Raw genomic sequence first — 16,244 nt, forward strand, 5'->3', positions numbered from 1 at the left:
AACCCGATGCTGGGGAGGAGTAAGCACGGACTCGGTATCAGCAGAGAGTTGGTGGCTGGTGCAAACCAACCCGAGCCTGCAGAAAGGCACCCCAAAGGGGAAAACGAAGTCCCTGGAGAGGGAATAAGTTTATCCGGTGATGTCCGTTATGCATCGAGAGGGGATCCAGGTTGAGGTAGCTTGTGCCTGGGTCAACGAGGGTGGTACCGCGGGAGAAAACCTCTCGTCCCTACGTATGGGGCGAGGGGTTTTTGAACTAAAGGAGGTAGATCTAAAATGGGGACAGCAAGGTCAGAAAGCCAGATTCTCCTATTGCCGGGCCCTACACCGATTCCCCCTAGGGTGTTGCGCGCCATAGGTGCTCCCATGATCAACCATCGGGGCCCAGCTTTCAAGGCTATGCTGGAGGAAATTACGGGGGAGCTAAAGGAGATCTTTCAGACTCAAAATGATGTACTGATCCTTACCTGCTCGGGGACGGGCGGCATGGAGGCGGCCGTGGCTAACACCCTTTCCCCAGGGGATAAGGCGCTGGTAATCAGTATTGGTGCCTTTGGCGAGCGTTTCGCCAAGATTTGCAAAGCCTATGGGGTACAAGCGGAAGTACTAGACTACCCATGGGGCACGGCTGCTAATCCAGATGATATTGCTCGGCGGCTGGCAGAGGATCAGGGTCATGAGATCAGAGCTATTTTGGTCCAGCACAATGAGACCTCGACTGGCGTGCTCAATGACCTGGAAGCCATCAGCAAAGCCCGCGGGGATCATCCGGCCTTGTTGATTGTGGACTCGGTAAGCGGTATGGTAGCCGCTGACATCAAAACCGATGCGTGGGGCTTAGATGTTGTCATAACCGGAGCTCAAAAGGCCTTTATGATCCCGCCAGGCTTGGCCATGGTTAGCGTTAGTTCCCGGGCTTGGGAACGGATAGAGGCGTGTCGCAACAGCCGCTTCTACTTTGATTTTAAGGCTTATAAGGAATTCTACAGCATTGGGCAAACCCCCTTTACGCCAGCCGTAGCTACTATATACGGGCTTTATGAGGCGTTAAAGATGCTAAAAGAGGAGGGGCTAAGCAAGGCGCAGGAGCGCCATGCACTCTATCGGGCTATGGTTCGAGCTGGGGTAAGGGCATTGGGACTCGAGCTAGTTGCTTCCGATGCAGTAGCTTCTCCTGCCGTGACTACAGTTAGGGCTCCGTCAGGAATTAGTCCTGGTACTATTACTAGGTTGATGCGAGAGAAGTACAACGTAGTTATCGCCGGCGGACAAGGTAAACTTAAAGATACTACTTTTCGCATCGGGCACTTAGGATACGTGCAGGTTACTGATTTGCTAGCTGCCATAGCGGCGCTGGAACTAGTCCTTGAGGAGTGCGGGTTAACCATTGAGAGAGGAGCAGGGGTGAGGGCAGCCCAGGAAGTAATAGCCCAAAGCAATTAGCAATTTGTGAAAAAGTGCTTAACCAGATCATTTATCCGGTAGAAACTGCTGAAGGAGCGAGATGGCTGATATGAATAGCTTCAAGGTGCTAGTTAGCGATCCTATTTCTGATAAGGGAATTGAAATGTTGAGAAATGCGGGAGTACAGGTAGAAGTCCGGACTAAACAGCCCGAGGACGTGTTGGTCAGCATCATCGGCGATTATGACGGGCTGATCGTGCGCAGTGAGACTAAGGTAACTAGGCGGATATTTGAGGCGGCCAACAAGTTGAAGATTGTTGGTCGAGCGGGTGTAGGCATCGATAACATAGATGTTTCTGCCGCTACTGAAAAGGGGGTAGTGGTAGTAAATGCACCTGAAGGCAACACCATTGCCGCTACGGAGCACACTATAGGTCTGATGTTAGCGCTTGCTCGCAACATTCCCCAAGCTGATCGTTTGCTGCGCATGGGCAAATGGGAAAGAAAGCGATTCATGGGGGTAGAGCTCCGAAACAAGGTATTGGGAATAATCGGCTTGGGTAAGATCGGAAGTGAGGTAGCCAAGCGGGCCCGAGCCTTGGAGATGAAAGTCATCGGCTATGATCCGTATGTTTCTCAAGAATGGACAGAGCGTATCGGAGTAAAATTGGTTTCTTTTGAAGAAGTCTTAGCCGAGGCTGATTTCTTGTCAGTTCATCTGCCTTTAAGCCCTAGCACTTTTCATATGATTGGAGAAGAACAATTAGCTAAGACTAAACCGGGGGTTCGAATTCTGAATGTGGCCAGGGGTGGAATTATCGACGAAGAGGCCCTAGTTAAGGCCCTCAAGTCGGGGCATGTAGCCGGAGCCGCCATTGACGTATTTGAACATGAGCCGGCCACCGATAGCCCCCTGTTTGAGATGGATTCGGTAGTGGTGACTCCCCATTTAGGTGCTTCGACCGAGGAAGCCCAGGTGGGTGTGGCCATAGAAGTGGCTGAAGACTTCTTGCGAGTATTCAGGGGCGAACCAGCTAAAAACCCGGTCAACATTCCCACGGTGAAACCGGAATTAATGGCAGCTATTAGCCCGTACTTAGACTTGGCAGAGAGATTAGGGCGGTTCATGGCCCAAATTGTGGAAGACAATATCCAGGCTATTGAGGTTCGATATAATGGTGAATTGGCTTCCTTGGAAACCACCCCTATTACCAATACTCTGCTTAAGGGCTTTTTGCGTCCTATGCTCCAGGATGCGGTAAATTATGTTAACGCTCCTGTAGTGGCGAAAAGCCGGGGCCTTTTGGTTACTGAGAAGAAATCAGTCCAAATGGAGGACTTTGCCAACCTAATCACTTTGGTGGTTAAGGGCAAGGAAGGTGAGGAGCGCTCACTTGCTGGAACCTTGCTTAGCAATAAAGAGCCTCGAATAGTCAGGATTGATGGCTATAGCGTAGATGCAGTTCCGCAGGGTCATATGCTGGTGGTGCCTCATATTGATAAACCCAAGATTATTGGCCCTGTGGCCAATCTCATTGGTGCCCACGATATTAACATTGCCGGCATGCAGGTGGGACGGAAGACTATTGGTGGGCGCGCGGTTATGCTTTTATCGTTGGACTCACCGGTACCGGCTGCCACTTTGGAGGAGATAAAGAAAATACCAGGGGTGTTCGGTGTACGGTATGTTTACTTGTAGAAAAGGTTTCTTAGGGCGCGAGGGAGGCTGGGGACATGTTGGACATTAAAATGATAAGATCAAACCCAGAAATAGTCCGTCAAGCTCTAAAGCGCAGGGGCGAAACTGTAGCCCTAGACGGGTTCTTGGAGCAGGATGCGAAAAGAAGGGAACTGCTGGTCGAAGCGGAAAGGTTAAAGAGCCAACGCAACCTTGTTTCGCAAAAGATTGCCCGGCTTAAAAAGCAATACGACCAAGATCCAACCCAGCGTCCTGAGATTGAAGCTGAGATCGATAATATGCGCCAACAGATGCGCGAGGTGGGCGAGCGTATAAAGCAACTGGACAACCAAATTGGTGAGATTGAGGAGAGCCTACGCCAGCAGTTGCTAAGGATCCCTAATATTCCGCACCAGACGGTACCAGATGGTGCATCGGATCGGGATAATCAAGTGATCCGCTACTGGGGCGAGCCGAGGAGGTTTACCTTCCCCCCTCGGCCGCACTGGGAAATCGGCGAGGCGCTTGATATTTTAGATTTCGAGCGGGCGGGAAAGGTGACCGGTTCGCGCTTTAGCTTTAGCAAAGGGGATGGGGCTCGCCTAGAAAGAGCCTTAATCAATTTCATGCTCGACCTCCACACCCAGAAGCACGGATATACCGAGATTTTTCCGCCTTTCATGGTGCATCGCCACAGCATGATCGGTACCGGGCAACTGCCAAAATTTGAGGAAGAGGCGTTTAAAGTAGAAAAAACCGAGTACTTTCTCATTCCTACTGCTGAAGTTCCTGTTACTAATCTCTATAGGGAAGAGATTTTAAGCGAGGAAGACTTGCCTATTTATCACGTGGCTTATAGCGCTTGTTTTCGGGCTGAGGCGGGAGCGGCAGGACGTGATACTCGGGGACTTGTCCGCCAACACCAGTTCAATAAGGTGGAACTAGTCAAGTTCACCAAGCCGGAAGATTCTTATGCGGAGCTGGAGAAACTTACTCAAGATGCGGAAGAAGTGCTGCAGCTTCTGGGGCTCCCTTATCGGGTGGTAGCGCTGTGCGCCGGGGATTTGGGCTTTTCTGCGGCCAAAACTTATGACTTGGAAGTATGGCTGCCTTCTAGCAACGATTATCGCGAGATCTCCTCTTGTAGCAATTTTGAAGACTACCAGGCCCGTCGGGCCAACATTCGCTACCGAGACCAGGAGCGTGGCAAAGTAAGATTTGTGCATACGCTCAATGGCTCCGGTGTAGCAGTTGGACGGACGGTAGCGGCCATTCTGGAGAATTATCAGATGGAAGACGGTTCAGTAGTTGTTCCCGAAGTCCTGAGGGTCTACATGGGTGGCTTGGAACGCATTGAAAACACCACGGCCTAAAGGCCTATTGGCTGACTGTATAGGTAAGCTTTCTGCCGTCAGAAAGGAAAACTATGGTTCCGTCCTCATCTGTGCGCAGTACCCGGGTTCCCATGGCTCGGATGCGACTTAAAGTTTTTCGATGAGGGTGCCCATAATCATTATGTGCTCCTACAGAAATGACCGCATACTCCGGCTGCACTGCCTCCAAAAAGGCTTTGGTGGAGGCCGAGCTGCTGCCGTGGTGACCGACTTTTAAGACGTTGGCCCGTAGATCTCGGCTAGTAAATCCGTAGCGAGCGGCCTTGGCGGCGGCGAGGATTTCACTTTCGGCGGTAGCTTCGGCATCCCCCATTAGCAGGAACACTGTCTCCCCGTACTGGACGCGGACAACAGCAGACCAGTTATTGAGGTCTTCATACTTCGAACCTACTGGTCCCAGCAGCTGGACCCTTAGCAGAAGGTCACGGGGGCCACTGACAGGGCTCTGGGCGGGTAGCTTTAAAGGCACGCGTTCGTTTAAAAGTACTAACCCAGCCCCGGCCGGAGCGACCTTCAGCTTCTTTGCCTCTAATGCCCGGAGCACATCCAAGTAAGTGTCAGTGGTATGAGGTACTTTGGGCATTACTACAGTACCTATTGGGAATGCTCGGATGACGTCATCTATTCCCCCGACGTGGTCCTCATGCGGGTGCGTACCTACCAAGTAGTCAATTTGTTTTACCCCGGCTCTTTTTAACTCACTTATTACCCTTGGACCGTCCTCATTGCTACCGGCATCAACCAGCATCACCTTCTGGTTAGGCAACTGAACCAGAATACTGTCGGCTTGGCCAACGTCCAGAAACGTAACCCGAAGTTGGCCTTGATTGTTAGGCAAATCAGCCAAGTCCGTTGCGGGCTTAAAGCTGCCCTGGGGTGACGGACTGTTACTTAGAGCTTGACACCCGCTTAGACCAAAAGCTAGGGCTACCAGGAGGGCGAGAATCATCCAGGCCGTCGTTCGAGGTTTACATAAGTTCGCAAACAAATTGACCATCCTTGTAACGGTTACTTTTGGAAAAGTGAAGCTAGCAAGTGTTCTGCCTTTAATCTCTTGGCGGCAGTGGTCTTTTGGTCTATTAGTAACGTTATTTCCAGGACATGGCCTTCTTTTGCCCCAGCTGGGAGTAGCTGGCGAGGAAGATTGAAACAGTTAGACCGGTATTCTACTACTACCCAATCACCTTCGAATCTATCGACGGTTATCTTGGCTGTTTTCTGGGAAGGCGTTTCCATAAGACGTTTCCTTTCCTACTAGTCTTCCGTTATGACCAAGGGCGAAGAAGAGTGAGCGTACCAAGTACCATTATATACGTTGGGCTAGCCTGTGATCCACAGACTGGGGCCAAAAGAGTTATTATAAAAATGGCTTAATTATGTCTTGACGCAAAGACGCAAATTTACGTATAATTAAAACGTATTAATCTGAATGAATCCTCATTCACCAGGACCGAGTTTCTGATTGTAAGTGCTATCTACCTTTGCTTACAGCTGTGATGATAAGAACAAAATTGTTACCGGTGGGGGAGGGATGAATAGACCAATAGTCCAGAAACTGTACGGAGGAAAGACTTTTCTGTACATCTAAACTTCCATGTAAAAGGAGGTCAAGTGATGGGGCGTAAGATCAAGAAGGTTGCGGTACTGGGCGCTGGAGTAATGGGCGCTAGCATAGCCGCGCATCTTGCCAACGTAGGCATTCCATGCTACCTCTTGGATATTGTACCACCAGAACTTAGCGAAGAAGACAAGAAAAAGGGACTCAGCAAGGAAAGTCCTGCCTTCCGAAACCGCCTTGCAATTGCTGGGAAGGAGAATGTCGTTAAGGCCAAGCCAGCAGCATTGTATGTACCTGAATATGCTGATCGAATCACACCTGGCAACTTGGAGGACAATATGGAATGGCTAGGGGAAGTAGACTGGATCATCGAGGTGGTAGTAGAACGGCTGGACATTAAGAAGCAGGTGTTCGAGAGGGTAGAAAAGTACCGGAAGCCCGGGACCATTGTCTCCTCCAATACGTCAGGAATTTCTATCAATGCTATGGCCGAGGGCCGGTCGCTGGAATTCCGGCAACACTTCCTGGGGACTCATTTTTTCAACCCGCCTCGCTACATGAAGCTCTTGGAACTTATCCCTTGCCAGGATACTTTGCCGGAAGTAATGGAATTCATGAGTGAGTTCTGCCAAAAGGTGCTGGGTAAGGGAACTGTGATTGCCAAAGATACACCTAACTTCATTGCTAACCGCATTGGTACCTTTGCCATGCTCGAGACTATCCGGGAAATGATCCGGCAAGGATTGACTATCGAAGAGGTAGATGCCTTGACGGGCCCAGTGATGGGTCATCCCAACAGCGCTTCTTTTCGGACTTTGGACATGGTTGGGTTAGATACTTTTGTTCATGTAGCTGGCAACGTTCATGATGGTGTCAGCGACCCAGCTGAGAAGGCAGCTTTTGAGGTCCCAGAGCTTTTGAGAAAAATGCTGGATGCTGGTCTGCTTGGGGATAAAGTAGGCAAAGGGTTTTACCAGCGTAAAAAGACTGAGGCGGGACGCGAGACCTTGGCTCTAAATTATAACACGTTGGAATATCGTCCCAGAGAAAAGGCCAAGCTGGATATCGTTTCGGCTGCCAAAGCTCGAAGCGATATGAAGGACAAGCTCAATACTCTAATCTGGGGTGAGGATAAATACAGCCAGTTTGCTTGGTTTGTCACCAAAAAAGCAGCCCTATATGCAGCCTCCAAGGTGGGGGAGATTGCTGATGATATTGTCAGTATTGATCGAGCCATGCGCTGGGGTTTTGCTTGGGAACTGGGACCCTTTGAACAGTGGGATCTGATAGGGGTTAGAAAAACGCTCGACCGGATGCGGAGTGAAGGCGAGACCATTCCGCCGCTGGTTGAGACCCTTCTCGACTCGGGATATGACAGCTTCTATAGAAAGGAAAACGGAAAACTATACTACTTCGATCATCGGACTAGGTCCTATCAACCGGTTCTTTTCTTGCCCGAAGTCGTTATTTTGCCTCACCTCAAGGAACAGAACAAGGAAATTATAAAGAATTCGGATGCTAGCCTGATTGATCTTGGCGATGGGGTTGCTTGCTTGGAGATGCATTCCCCCAACCAAGCCATAACCGCCGACTTCATTGAGATGATATGGAAAAGCCTGGAGGAAGTGGACAAAAACTTTGTAGGGATGGTCATCGGCAACCAGGCCAAGAACTTTTGCGTCGGAGCCAACCTCTTCTTGGTACTGGTGGCGGCTCAAAACGGCGCCTGGGATGAGCTAGAAAAGACGGTTAAGAGTTTCCAGGACGCATGCATGGCAATCAAGTACTTCTCGAAGCCGGTGGTAGCCGCTCCTTTCCGCATGACTTTGGGCGGTGGTTGTGAGATCTGCCTGCATTGCCACCGAGTCCAGGCCGATGCCGAAACCTACGTTGGGCAGGTAGAGGTAGCCGTAGGGTTATTGCCAGGTGGGGGCGGCAATAAGGAAGTATTAATTCGGATGATGGAAGGAATTCCGGAAGGAGTTCAAAACGTCGACATTATTCCTTACGTAGCTAAAGCTATGGAACTTATCGCTATGGGCAAGGTGGCCACCAGTGCCAGGGAAGCTCAGAAACTAGGCTTATTCCGCAAAAGCGATGGAGTATCGGTAAACGGAGATCATTTAATCCACGATGCCAAACAGGCAGTGCTAGCTATGGCGCAAATGGGATTTGTGCCTCCAGAGCCTAAGAAAATCATGGTTGCTGGCGAGACTGGCTATGCTGCCTGCAAGGTATTTGTAAGGACCCTCAACTGGGGTGGTTATGCCACTGAGCATGACGTGAAGATTGCCGAGAAGATTGGCTATGTGCTCTGTGGCGGGCTTATCCCGTATAAGAGCATGGTTACCGAGCAGTACCTGCTGGATCTGGAGCGGGAGGCGTTCCTGAGCTTGGTCGGGGAGCCTAAATCCCAAGAGCGGATGCAATACATGCTGATGAACAACAGACCGCTCCGAAATTGAGCATGAGTTGAGTCAGAGATCGGCTACCTGGTTTGAGACGATAGGAGGGATAACATGCGAGAAGCGGTTATTGTTGCTGGGGCTAGGACCGCGGTCGGGAGGGCACCCCGAGGAACGTTGCGGCATACCCGGCCGGAGTATATGGGGGCAGCTGTAATCCAAGACCTCCTGAGGCGGGTACCGGCTGTAAAGGCCGAGGAAATCGATGACGTTATTATTGGCTGCGCTTTTCCTGAAGCGGAAATGGGCATGAATCTGGCGCGAATCCTGGTACTAAGAGCCGGGCTGCCCACCTCCGTGCCAGGCCAGACTGTAAATCGTTTCTGTTCCTCAGGTTTACAAGCTATTGCCATTGCGGCCGAAAAGATTATGTGTGGCTTTGCCGAGATCTGCATTGCTGGTGGCGTGGAAAGCATGAGCCTAGTGCCAATGGGTGGCAATAAGCAGGTACCTGATCCCTGGCTGGCAGAGAACTTGCCTGAAGCTTATATGGGTATGGGTCTAACGGCTGAACGAGTAGCGGAGCGCTACAATATTAGCCGCGAAGACCAGGATGCTTTTGCCTTGGCCTCACATCAAAAGGCAGCCAAGGCCCAGGACGAAGGCAAGTTTAAGGATGAGATTGTCCCCTTGACTGTCAAGCAATTTGACTTTATCGGCGACAAGGTGGAAACCAAGGAAATCGTCTTTGACACTGACGAAGGTGTTCGCCGGGATACTAGCATGGAGGCTCTAGCCCGGCTCAAACCCGTGTTCAAGCAAGGCGGAACTGTTACCGCTGGCAATTCCTCCCAGACCAATGATGCTGCGGCTGCGGTGATGGTGATGTCGGCCGAGAAAGCCCAGCAATTAGGCCTCAAACCCATGGCGGTTTTCCGCTCCTTTGCGGTGGGTGGAGTGGACCCCGATGTTATGGGCATCGGACCCACGGTAGCCATTCCCAAAGCTGCTAAGCTGGCAGGAATAACCGTAGACCAGATCGACATTATTGAGCTCAACGAGGCGTTCGCAGCCCAGTCCCTGGCAGTAATTCGTATCTTAGGACTTGACATGGATAAAATCAACCCCAATGGCGGGGCCATTGCTTTAGGTCATCCCCTGGGTTGTACTGGTGCTAAACTGACTGTGAGTCTCCTCAACGAGATGGCCCGGAGAAACGCTCGTTATGGAATGGTGACTATGTGCATTGGTGGCGGGATGGGTGCAGCTGGGATATTCGAACGGATCTAGGAGTTAAGAAGAGGAGGGAATTCCGGTGCCGGCGAGGCCGAGCGGGGGATCAACTAAAAATTAGAGCCCGCTTGCCGGAACGCCGGATTTGCAGGGGTAGCCGCTGCGGAGGTTAGCCCGCCACCCGCAGCGGCCGGCTCCTAATGTTGAGAGGAGGACCAAAATGGCTGACGAAGACATCATCAAGGGCGGAAGTTTTCTACTGGAAATGCCCGATCCCCAAAAGGTCTTTACCCCGGAAGATTTCACTGACGAACATAAAATGATGGCCAAGACCACCATGGACTTTACCCTCGAGAAGGTATGGCCCTACCGCGACCAAATTAACGAAAAGGATTACGATTTGTTAAAGCGGCTTATTCGCGAAGCAGGTGAGTTAGGGCTCTTGGGTGCCGATGTACCAGAAGAATACGGTGGTTCAGGGCTTGACAAGATTAGCAGCATGGTGATTACGGAGTACTTGGTATACGGGGGAGGTTCTTATAGTGTTACCTTTGGGGCTCATACGGGAATTGGTAGTTTACCAATAGTCTACTTTGGGAATAAGGAACAGAAACAGCGCTTTTTGCCTGACTTGGCCGAGGGGAAGAAAATTGCAGCCTATGCTTTGACCGAACCGGGCGCTGGATCGGATGCTATGAATATCAAAACCAAGGCTACTTTAAGTGCTGATGGCAAGTATTACATCCTTAATGGAACCAAACAATTCATTACCAATGCAGCCATTGCTGATGTATTTATTGTGTTTGCCAAGGTCGACGGTGAAAAATTCACTGCCTTTATTGTAGAAAAGGGGACCGAGGGCTTTAGTATTGGTGCCGAGGAGCACAAGATGGGCATCAAAGGTTCTTCTACCTGTTCCTTGATTTTTGAGGATGCTAAAGTGCCAGTAGAAAACGTCCTGTTTGAAGTTGGCCGCGGCTACCGAGTTGCCTTCAACATTCTTGACATCGGGCGTCAAAAGCTAGCTGTTGGTTGTGTTGGTTCTTGTAAGCTGGTAATCGAGCTAGCAGTAAAGTATGCTTTAGAGCGGGTACAATTTGGTGTTCCTATCGCCCAGTTCGGGTTAATTCGGGAGAAAATTGCCGATATGGCCATAAAAACTTATGCAGCTGAGAGCGCAGTCTACCGTGCTAGCGGTTTGATCGATGCTAAATTGCATACTGTTGATGTGACTGCAGAGGATGCGGGCCAACAGTCGTTGAAGGCTATTGAAGACTACGCTATTGAATGCTCCATCAATAAAGTGTTAGGCTCTGAGACCTTAGATTATGTGGCTGATGAAGGAGTTCAGATTTTTGGCGGATACGGTTACACCTACGAATACCCGGTCGAAGAAGCTTACCGTGATGCCCGCATCAACCGCATCTTCGAAGGTACAAATGAGGTTAACCGCTTGCTTATTCCTGGCACCATGGTACGTAAAGCTATGAAAGGCGAGCTTGACCTCATGGGAGCTATTGGTCGCTTGGGCGAGGACATTAGGGCGGCCCTGGCAGCGGAACCGGATGGCAGCGTTTTAGGGGAAGAAAAAGTTGCGACTGATCGAGTTAAAAAGGTGCTGTTGATGGTTGCAGGAAATGCCGTGCAGAAGTTTGGAACTGCCCTGGAAAAAGAACAGGAGATCCTACGACTCCTAGGAGACATAGGTATCGAGCTATTTGCCATGGAAAGCGCCTTATTAAGGACATTAAAAGCTATCCAGCGCGATGGGGAAGAGGCTGCCAGCTTGAAGATTGCCTATACCAAGGCATATGTTCATGATGCTTTGCCAAGAATCGCTACCCTCGCCAAAAACGGTATGGCGGCAATAGAGGCTGATGCTGAAACATTAGCTAAACGAATAGCTACTATCGAGAGGTTGACTGCGCACTCGCCCATTAATGTCATTGGTATTAAACGGCAAATTGCCGAGAAGGTTATTGAGGCTGGTAAATACGTGGTTTAAAAATGCTAAACTCTCACCCCACCAACATAGGCCTCCCCTTGGGAGGCCCTTTTTTTGGCCGTCAGCGGCAGGTTTCGGGTTGGATAAGCAGTTGGTATCTGGTATACTACCGCCATGTAGCCATTCTCACTTCCAGCTATTCTTAAATCTCTGAGGGAGAGGATTTGGAGGTTTGTGGGCGGGGACGTTTCGTAGCAACCCTTGGTTTGAGGGTTTAGCTCTAGCAGTGCCAGTAGCTTTAGGATATATGCCGTTGGGTTTTGCCTACGGAGTGTTGGCGCGAAATGCTGGACTCAACCTTACAGAAACAGTGGCTATGTCTATATTTGTATACGCAGGATCTGCTCAATACATTGCCGTAGGCATGATTGCCGCCGGCATTCCGCCTTCAAGTATTATCTCAACGGTGTTCCTAGTTAATTTGCGCCATGTGTTATTTAGTGCTTCTCTAGCGCCGTACTTACGGAGGTGCCCATCATGGTTTTTGGGTGTTATTGCTGGGCAAATAACCGATGAAACATACGCAGTAGCATTTAACTATTATGCTAATCACCAGGCCAGTCCAAAACTTCACTTGGCACTAAACATAGGGGCTCATCTTTCTTGGGTTCTATCCTCCTTGGTTGGCGGCTTGGTAGGAAGCTTTTGGAGCGATCCGTCCCGGTATGGATTTGATTTTGCGCTGGCATCCATGTTTATTGCGCTTCTACTAATGCAAATAAGGCCTCCCTCATCGGAAAAAACCAAAGTAGAAGCGAGCCCTAGTCGGAATAAAAGCCTTCAGCTACACTTACGGGTAGTGGTGGCAGTGGTAGCTTTCTTAGTTTCTCTAGGGATAGCTGTGGCGGTCGGCGGTAATTGGAATATTTTAGGTGGGACCGTAGTGGCCGCTACCTTGGGAGTAATTCTTCAGCGCTGGTTTACTAAAGGGGGGCATAAAGAGTGTCAAAAGGAGTAGTGATGGTGATTGTTGGGGCAGCGGTGGTTACTTATCTTTCCCGGATGTTGCCCCTAGTTCTGCTGAGCCGCTGGAAGGTACCGCCAATTGTAGAAAGGTGGTTAGGCTTTATACCGATTGCAGTACTGTCTTCTTTGTTGGCGCCTTTGCTCCTTATGCCCCAAGGACACTTAGACTTGACAGCTAACAACCATTACCTTTTGGCTGCACTACCGACTATGGTGGTGGCTTGGGTGAGTCAAAACTTATTGATAACCCTAGTCGCTGGAATAATAGTGATGGCAGTTATTCAGTTCATCTAGACAGAGAGCCTTTAACGAAAACTTAACCACAAAATAAGGGGTAGTTAGTCCAAAAAACGAACCCGGTTAGTATAATGAAGCTAAGATTTGGCTGGGCTTTCAGGAGGAATGCATATGCACCTTGAAGCCGATCTTCACACCCACACGGTAGCCAGTGGTCATGCTTACAGTACCATTAAGGAGATGGCAGAAGCGGCGGCGGAAAAGGGGTTAAAGATCCTTGCGGTCACCGATCATGGGCTCAACATGCCGGGGGGACCGCATTATTACTATTTTACTAACCTGCGGGCAGTACCAAGATGTATAGCTGGAGTGGAAATCCTCAAGGGTGTAGAAGCAAACATAATTGATAAAGATGGCCACTTGGATATGCCAGAACGGCTGCTAAGAGAGTTGGATTGGGTGGGAGCAGGTTTCCACGATGGTACTGGCTACGTTCGGGGCTCCATCGAAGAGAATACGTGGGCTATGATTGCTGCCTTACGAAACCCTTATGTCCACTTTATTGTCCATCCTGGCAATCCAGACTACCCGGTCGACTTGGAGAAAATAGTATTGGTGGCCAAAGCTTTGGGCAAGGCCCTGGAAATCAATAATAACTCTTTTTCCGTTAGTCGGCCTGGCAGCAAATCGCGATGTGAGCTAATGGCGCGATTGGTCAAGAAGCACGGCGGGCAGGTGGTATTAAATAGTGATGCCCACATATTTTCGGCTGTGGGCGTCTGTGGCCGGGCAGTGGAAGTTGCCATGGCTGCAGGTATAGAGCAAAGCCAGATTCTTAATAGCTCTGCCGGCAGGGTCCGCCAGTACTTGATGCGGCACCGGATACGTTTAGAAGGGATTTTAGAATCGGCGGAACAAATCAAGTAGAAAACCTTGTTAGGTTCGGCCTACCAGACCCGCCGTTCACATAAAATGGCAGGCCATGGGGCCTGCCAAAACATCAATTGCGGCCAACCCTCGATGCAACGATTAACAATGGGATGGGGTTCTGCTTCGAGGCCATAAGTGCTACAATGAGATAAATCTGCGAGGAATTACTAGTCAGTCCAAAGAGGTGTAGCCGCTTTGCTTTGGCCTCTGCTCTTTCTCTTTCTGGTCGTTCCCATGTTGTTGGCTTCCATTTTTTTAAACTTGGCCGTTTTTTCTTTCTCGCGGCTGGGATTGTCTGCCGGTGGGGCGCTGTTGCTTTTGACCTCCTCGGTTGTTGGCGGCCTGATCAATATCCCTATTTCTCGCCGCCGGGTTTCCTACCGCCAGCCCGAGGCCATTCCTTTCTTTTCTTTTTTCTTTTACTACCCGCCTCAAGTGCGCTATCAAGTGTTATGTATAAACGTAGGAGGGGCAATTATCCCAGTTCTTTTTTCTCTCTACTTGCTCCTTACCCGAGCCCCGCTAGGACGAACTATTGTAGCAGTCCTAGTCGTTACTTTAGTATCTAAAGCCTTGGCCCGGGTAGTGCCGGGGGTGGGGATCTCCCTGCCTACCTTTATTCCTCCTCTGGTCGCAGCTTTGTCCGCCGTGCTTATATCGCCCGGTAACGCTGCACCGGTAGCTTATGTTGCGGGAGCGCTAGGGACGCTTATTGGAGCGGATCTATTAAACTTGAGAGCCATCCGGAAGCTCGAGGCGCAAGTGGTAAGTATCGGTGGTGCTGGGGTTTTTGACGGCATATTCTTGGTGGCTCTGGTTGCCTCCCTTTTAAGCTAGCCTCCATTTCCAGTCATATTTCCTTGACCCACCTCGGATAAGCCCTTACCGGCTTCGGCAATACTATGCCCAGGAGCTACTTAGTCGAATGTTTGGTTCGATCACAGGTAACGGAGTATCAGCTTCTGAAAACTAAGACTGGAGATTGCAATGGCAAATGGGCTTGGCGCCAAATAGCTTTTGGGCGGCTTTGGAGAATGACCACATAATCTCTCCGCTCTTGGCGAAAGTTGATCGACAAATAAGAGAGCTTTTAGCAGGGGTAACAGGACCAACCGCTGAGGTAATCGACTATGTTGTCTCTAGAAGCGGTAAACGTCTGAGGCCAGTCCTGGTGGTTTTGTCCAGCAGCCTATACGGCGTTAACAGCGCCATAGCTGTTGATCTGGCAGCTGCCATCGAGCTGGTTCACCTGGCCTCTTTGGTACACGATGATGTTATTGACGGCGCTAGTACTAGGCGGAACCAGCCCAGTTTGAATAGTAGGTTCGACAATCATGTGGCTGTTCTTGCCGGCGACCACCTTTTTGCGACAGCTTTTGAGGTATTCTCCCGTTATCATGAATACAATGTTCTTGAACTAATAACTAGCGCTATACGTCAGATGTGTGATGCGGAAATTGCACAGTCGATCAAAACTTTCGATCTTGGGGCAAGTGAGCAGGATTATTGGCAATGCATCGAAAAAAAGACTGCTTCACTATTGGCTGCTAGTTGTAGTTTAGCTGCGAGAATTGGTGGTGTGTCGGCCGCAGAAGAACAAAAAATGGGGCAATTTGGCACGTACCTTGGTTACGCTTTTCAGATCACCGATGACATCATGGATATAGCGTCTCCCCAAATTCGTACTGGAAAGTCAGTCGGACAAGATTTGTGGCGAGGCATAATGACTCTCCCGATAATTAAATTGCTGAGCCATGACCAGTTGGGAAGCAAGGCCCGATGCTTGATTGAACAATGGCGGGATACAAAGGAAAAAGGCGAGAGTCACCAACTATTTCAGTCCATACTGTACGATTTAAGGTGTATGTTACAAGATTCAGGTATTCTGGATTGGTGTCGCCAGCAGGCCTACCTAAGTGTTCAAAGAGCCAAAGAATACCTGTGTGATCTAGCATATGATTCTCCGGCCAAGGAATTGATGCTAAGCCTAGCTGACGCTATTGTTGATCGCGATAGCTAAACATCAGCTACTCGCTCCTTTCTAATGGCTACCAATATACCGTCCCAGCAGCGCACGAATGCTGGAGCTGGCCAGTGATAATGCGCAAAAGGTTGGCTTGTTCGGCCATCATATACCAATCTGCTGCCTTGGGGGACCTGAGGGGTGGATAGTATATACCATTGGGATGAACCTGCACCATCCAAAGCTAGGTCAGATGGAATGGACAATTTGACCAATGGGACCGTGTGCTGGAAGTTGCAACTCGTCCGTTACTCAAGCTCCGCCTCCTGGCGTATCCCCACTTTTCAGCCTGCTTTGGCTTACGCTCGCTCCAGAAACCCTCACGGGCCAAACTAGCGCTCGGCCTCAAGCTCCGGCGGACTTCCCGGCAAATTCGACCTCCTGTCTCAGTTGCCGGCCTCGGGCATCCAT

General features: G+C 50.1%; 13 protein-coding genes and 1 other annotated feature (1 of these 14 running past the window's edge). Of the genes, 11 read left to right on the forward strand and 2 right to left on the reverse strand.

The genetic code is table 11. From position 1 onward, the window contains the following. Nucleotides 1-234 (forward strand) — a binding site (T-box leader); it begins 3 nt to the left of the window's first position. 42 nt (nt 235-276) lie between these two features. From H5U02_02745 to serS, 3 genes are all read left to right on the forward strand, one after another. Beyond that, nucleotides 277-1,443 carry an alanine--glyoxylate aminotransferase family protein gene (locus H5U02_02745; GenBank protein ID MBC7341359.1) on the forward strand — a complete coding sequence of 389 codons (1,167 nt, stop codon included), beginning with the start codon at nt 277-279 and terminating at the stop codon, nt 1,441-1,443. A 70-nt stretch (nt 1,444-1,513) separates the two neighbouring features. Further along, nucleotides 1,514-3,103 (forward strand): phosphoglycerate dehydrogenase, encoded by a 1,590-nt coding sequence (locus H5U02_02750; protein MBC7341360.1) that lies wholly within the window; start codon nt 1,514-1,516, stop codon nt 3,101-3,103. A 35-nt stretch (nt 3,104-3,138) separates the two neighbouring features. Next, nucleotides 3,139-4,455 (forward strand): serine--tRNA ligase, encoded by a 1,317-nt coding sequence (gene serS / locus H5U02_02755; GenBank protein MBC7341361.1) that lies wholly within the window; start codon nt 3,139-3,141, stop codon nt 4,453-4,455. Between the two features lie 4 nt (nt 4,456-4,459). On the opposite strand, the gene H5U02_02760 is transcribed toward serS, so the two are convergent. Both H5U02_02760 and H5U02_02765 read right to left on the reverse strand, forming a co-directional pair. Further along, nucleotides 4,460-5,425 carry an MBL fold metallo-hydrolase gene (locus tag H5U02_02760; GenBank protein MBC7341362.1) on the reverse strand — a complete coding sequence of 322 codons (966 nt, stop codon included), beginning with the start codon at nt 5,423-5,425 and terminating at the stop codon, nt 4,460-4,462. A 59-nt stretch (nt 5,426-5,484) separates the two neighbouring features. After that, on the reverse strand, nt 5,485-5,712 hold the full coding sequence (locus H5U02_02765) for a DUF3006 domain-containing protein (GenBank protein MBC7341363.1): 228 nt from the start codon (nt 5,710-5,712) through the stop codon (nt 5,485-5,487). 378 nt (nt 5,713-6,090) lie between these two features. On the opposite strand from H5U02_02765, the gene H5U02_02770 reads away from it, so the two are divergent. The 8 genes from H5U02_02770 (at nt 6,091) to H5U02_02805 (ending at nt 15,830) form a co-directional block, all read left to right on the forward strand. Continuing rightward, complete coding sequence (locus H5U02_02770; GenBank protein MBC7341364.1) at nt 6,091-8,499, forward strand: enoyl-CoA hydratase/isomerase family protein; 2,409 nt, start codon at nt 6,091-6,093, stop codon at nt 8,497-8,499. Between the two features lie 54 nt (nt 8,500-8,553). Continuing rightward, nucleotides 8,554-9,729 carry an acetyl-CoA C-acyltransferase gene (locus H5U02_02775; protein ID MBC7341365.1) on the forward strand — a complete coding sequence of 392 codons (1,176 nt, stop codon included), beginning with the start codon at nt 8,554-8,556 and terminating at the stop codon, nt 9,727-9,729. Nucleotides 9,730-9,892: 163 nt separating this feature from the next. Continuing rightward, nucleotides 9,893-11,677: an acyl-CoA dehydrogenase family protein gene (locus H5U02_02780; GenBank protein MBC7341366.1), complete on the forward strand. Its 1,785-nt coding sequence runs from the start codon at nt 9,893-9,895 to the stop codon at nt 11,675-11,677. A gap of 172 nt (nt 11,678-11,849) precedes the next feature. Next, nucleotides 11,850-12,635 carry an AzlC family ABC transporter permease gene (locus H5U02_02785; GenBank protein ID MBC7341367.1) on the forward strand — a complete coding sequence of 262 codons (786 nt, stop codon included), beginning with the start codon at nt 11,850-11,852 and terminating at the stop codon, nt 12,633-12,635. Between the two features lie 2 nt (nt 12,636-12,637). Continuing rightward, nucleotides 12,638-12,937 carry an AzlD domain-containing protein gene (locus tag H5U02_02790; protein ID MBC7341368.1) on the forward strand — a complete coding sequence of 100 codons (300 nt, stop codon included), beginning with the start codon at nt 12,638-12,640 and terminating at the stop codon, nt 12,935-12,937. A 114-nt stretch (nt 12,938-13,051) separates the two neighbouring features. After that, nucleotides 13,052-13,807, forward strand: a complete 756-nt coding sequence (locus H5U02_02795) for a phosphatase (GenBank protein MBC7341369.1) — start codon at nt 13,052-13,054, stop codon at nt 13,805-13,807. Between the two features lie 237 nt (nt 13,808-14,044). Next, the gene (locus H5U02_02800; protein ID MBC7341370.1) at nt 14,045-14,647 is read left to right on the forward strand and encodes a DUF1614 domain-containing protein; all 603 of its coding nucleotides are present in this window, start codon (nt 14,045-14,047) and stop codon (nt 14,645-14,647) included. A 157-nt stretch (nt 14,648-14,804) separates the two neighbouring features. Beyond that, nucleotides 14,805-15,830, forward strand: coding sequence for a polyprenyl synthetase family protein (locus tag H5U02_02805; protein MBC7341371.1), 1,026 nt, complete (start codon nt 14,805-14,807; stop codon nt 15,828-15,830). Nucleotides 15,831-16,244: the final 414 nt, after the last annotated feature.

The organism is Clostridia bacterium (assembly GCA_014360065.1).
Lineage (GTDB): Bacteria > Bacillota > DSM-521 > Neomoorellales > JACIYF01 > JACIYF01.

Coding starts and splice junctions, on each gene's coding strand:
- serS (MBC7341361.1), top strand. CDS start 3,139: ATGTTGGACATTAAAATGATAAGATCAAACCCAGAAATAGTCCGTCAA.
- H5U02_02795 (MBC7341369.1), top strand. CDS start 13,052: ATGCACCTTGAAGCCGATCTTCACACCCACACGGTAGCCAGTGGTCAT.
- H5U02_02760 (MBC7341362.1), bottom strand. CDS start 5,425: ATGATTCTCGCCCTCCTGGTAGCCCTAGCTTTTGGTCTAAGCGGGTGT.
- H5U02_02805 (MBC7341371.1), top strand. CDS start 14,805: ATGGGCTTGGCGCCAAATAGCTTTTGGGCGGCTTTGGAGAATGACCAC.
- H5U02_02800 (MBC7341370.1), top strand. CDS start 14,045: ATGTTGTTGGCTTCCATTTTTTTAAACTTGGCCGTTTTTTCTTTCTCG.
- H5U02_02770 (MBC7341364.1), top strand. CDS start 6,091: ATGGGGCGTAAGATCAAGAAGGTTGCGGTACTGGGCGCTGGAGTAATG.
- H5U02_02780 (MBC7341366.1), top strand. CDS start 9,893: ATGGCTGACGAAGACATCATCAAGGGCGGAAGTTTTCTACTGGAAATG.
- H5U02_02790 (MBC7341368.1), top strand. CDS start 12,638: ATGGTGATTGTTGGGGCAGCGGTGGTTACTTATCTTTCCCGGATGTTG.
- H5U02_02775 (MBC7341365.1), top strand. CDS start 8,554: ATGCGAGAAGCGGTTATTGTTGCTGGGGCTAGGACCGCGGTCGGGAGG.
- H5U02_02745 (MBC7341359.1), top strand. CDS start 277: ATGGGGACAGCAAGGTCAGAAAGCCAGATTCTCCTATTGCCGGGCCCT.
- H5U02_02765 (MBC7341363.1), bottom strand. CDS start 5,712: ATGGAAACGCCTTCCCAGAAAACAGCCAAGATAACCGTCGATAGATTC.
- H5U02_02750 (MBC7341360.1), top strand. CDS start 1,514: ATGAATAGCTTCAAGGTGCTAGTTAGCGATCCTATTTCTGATAAGGGA.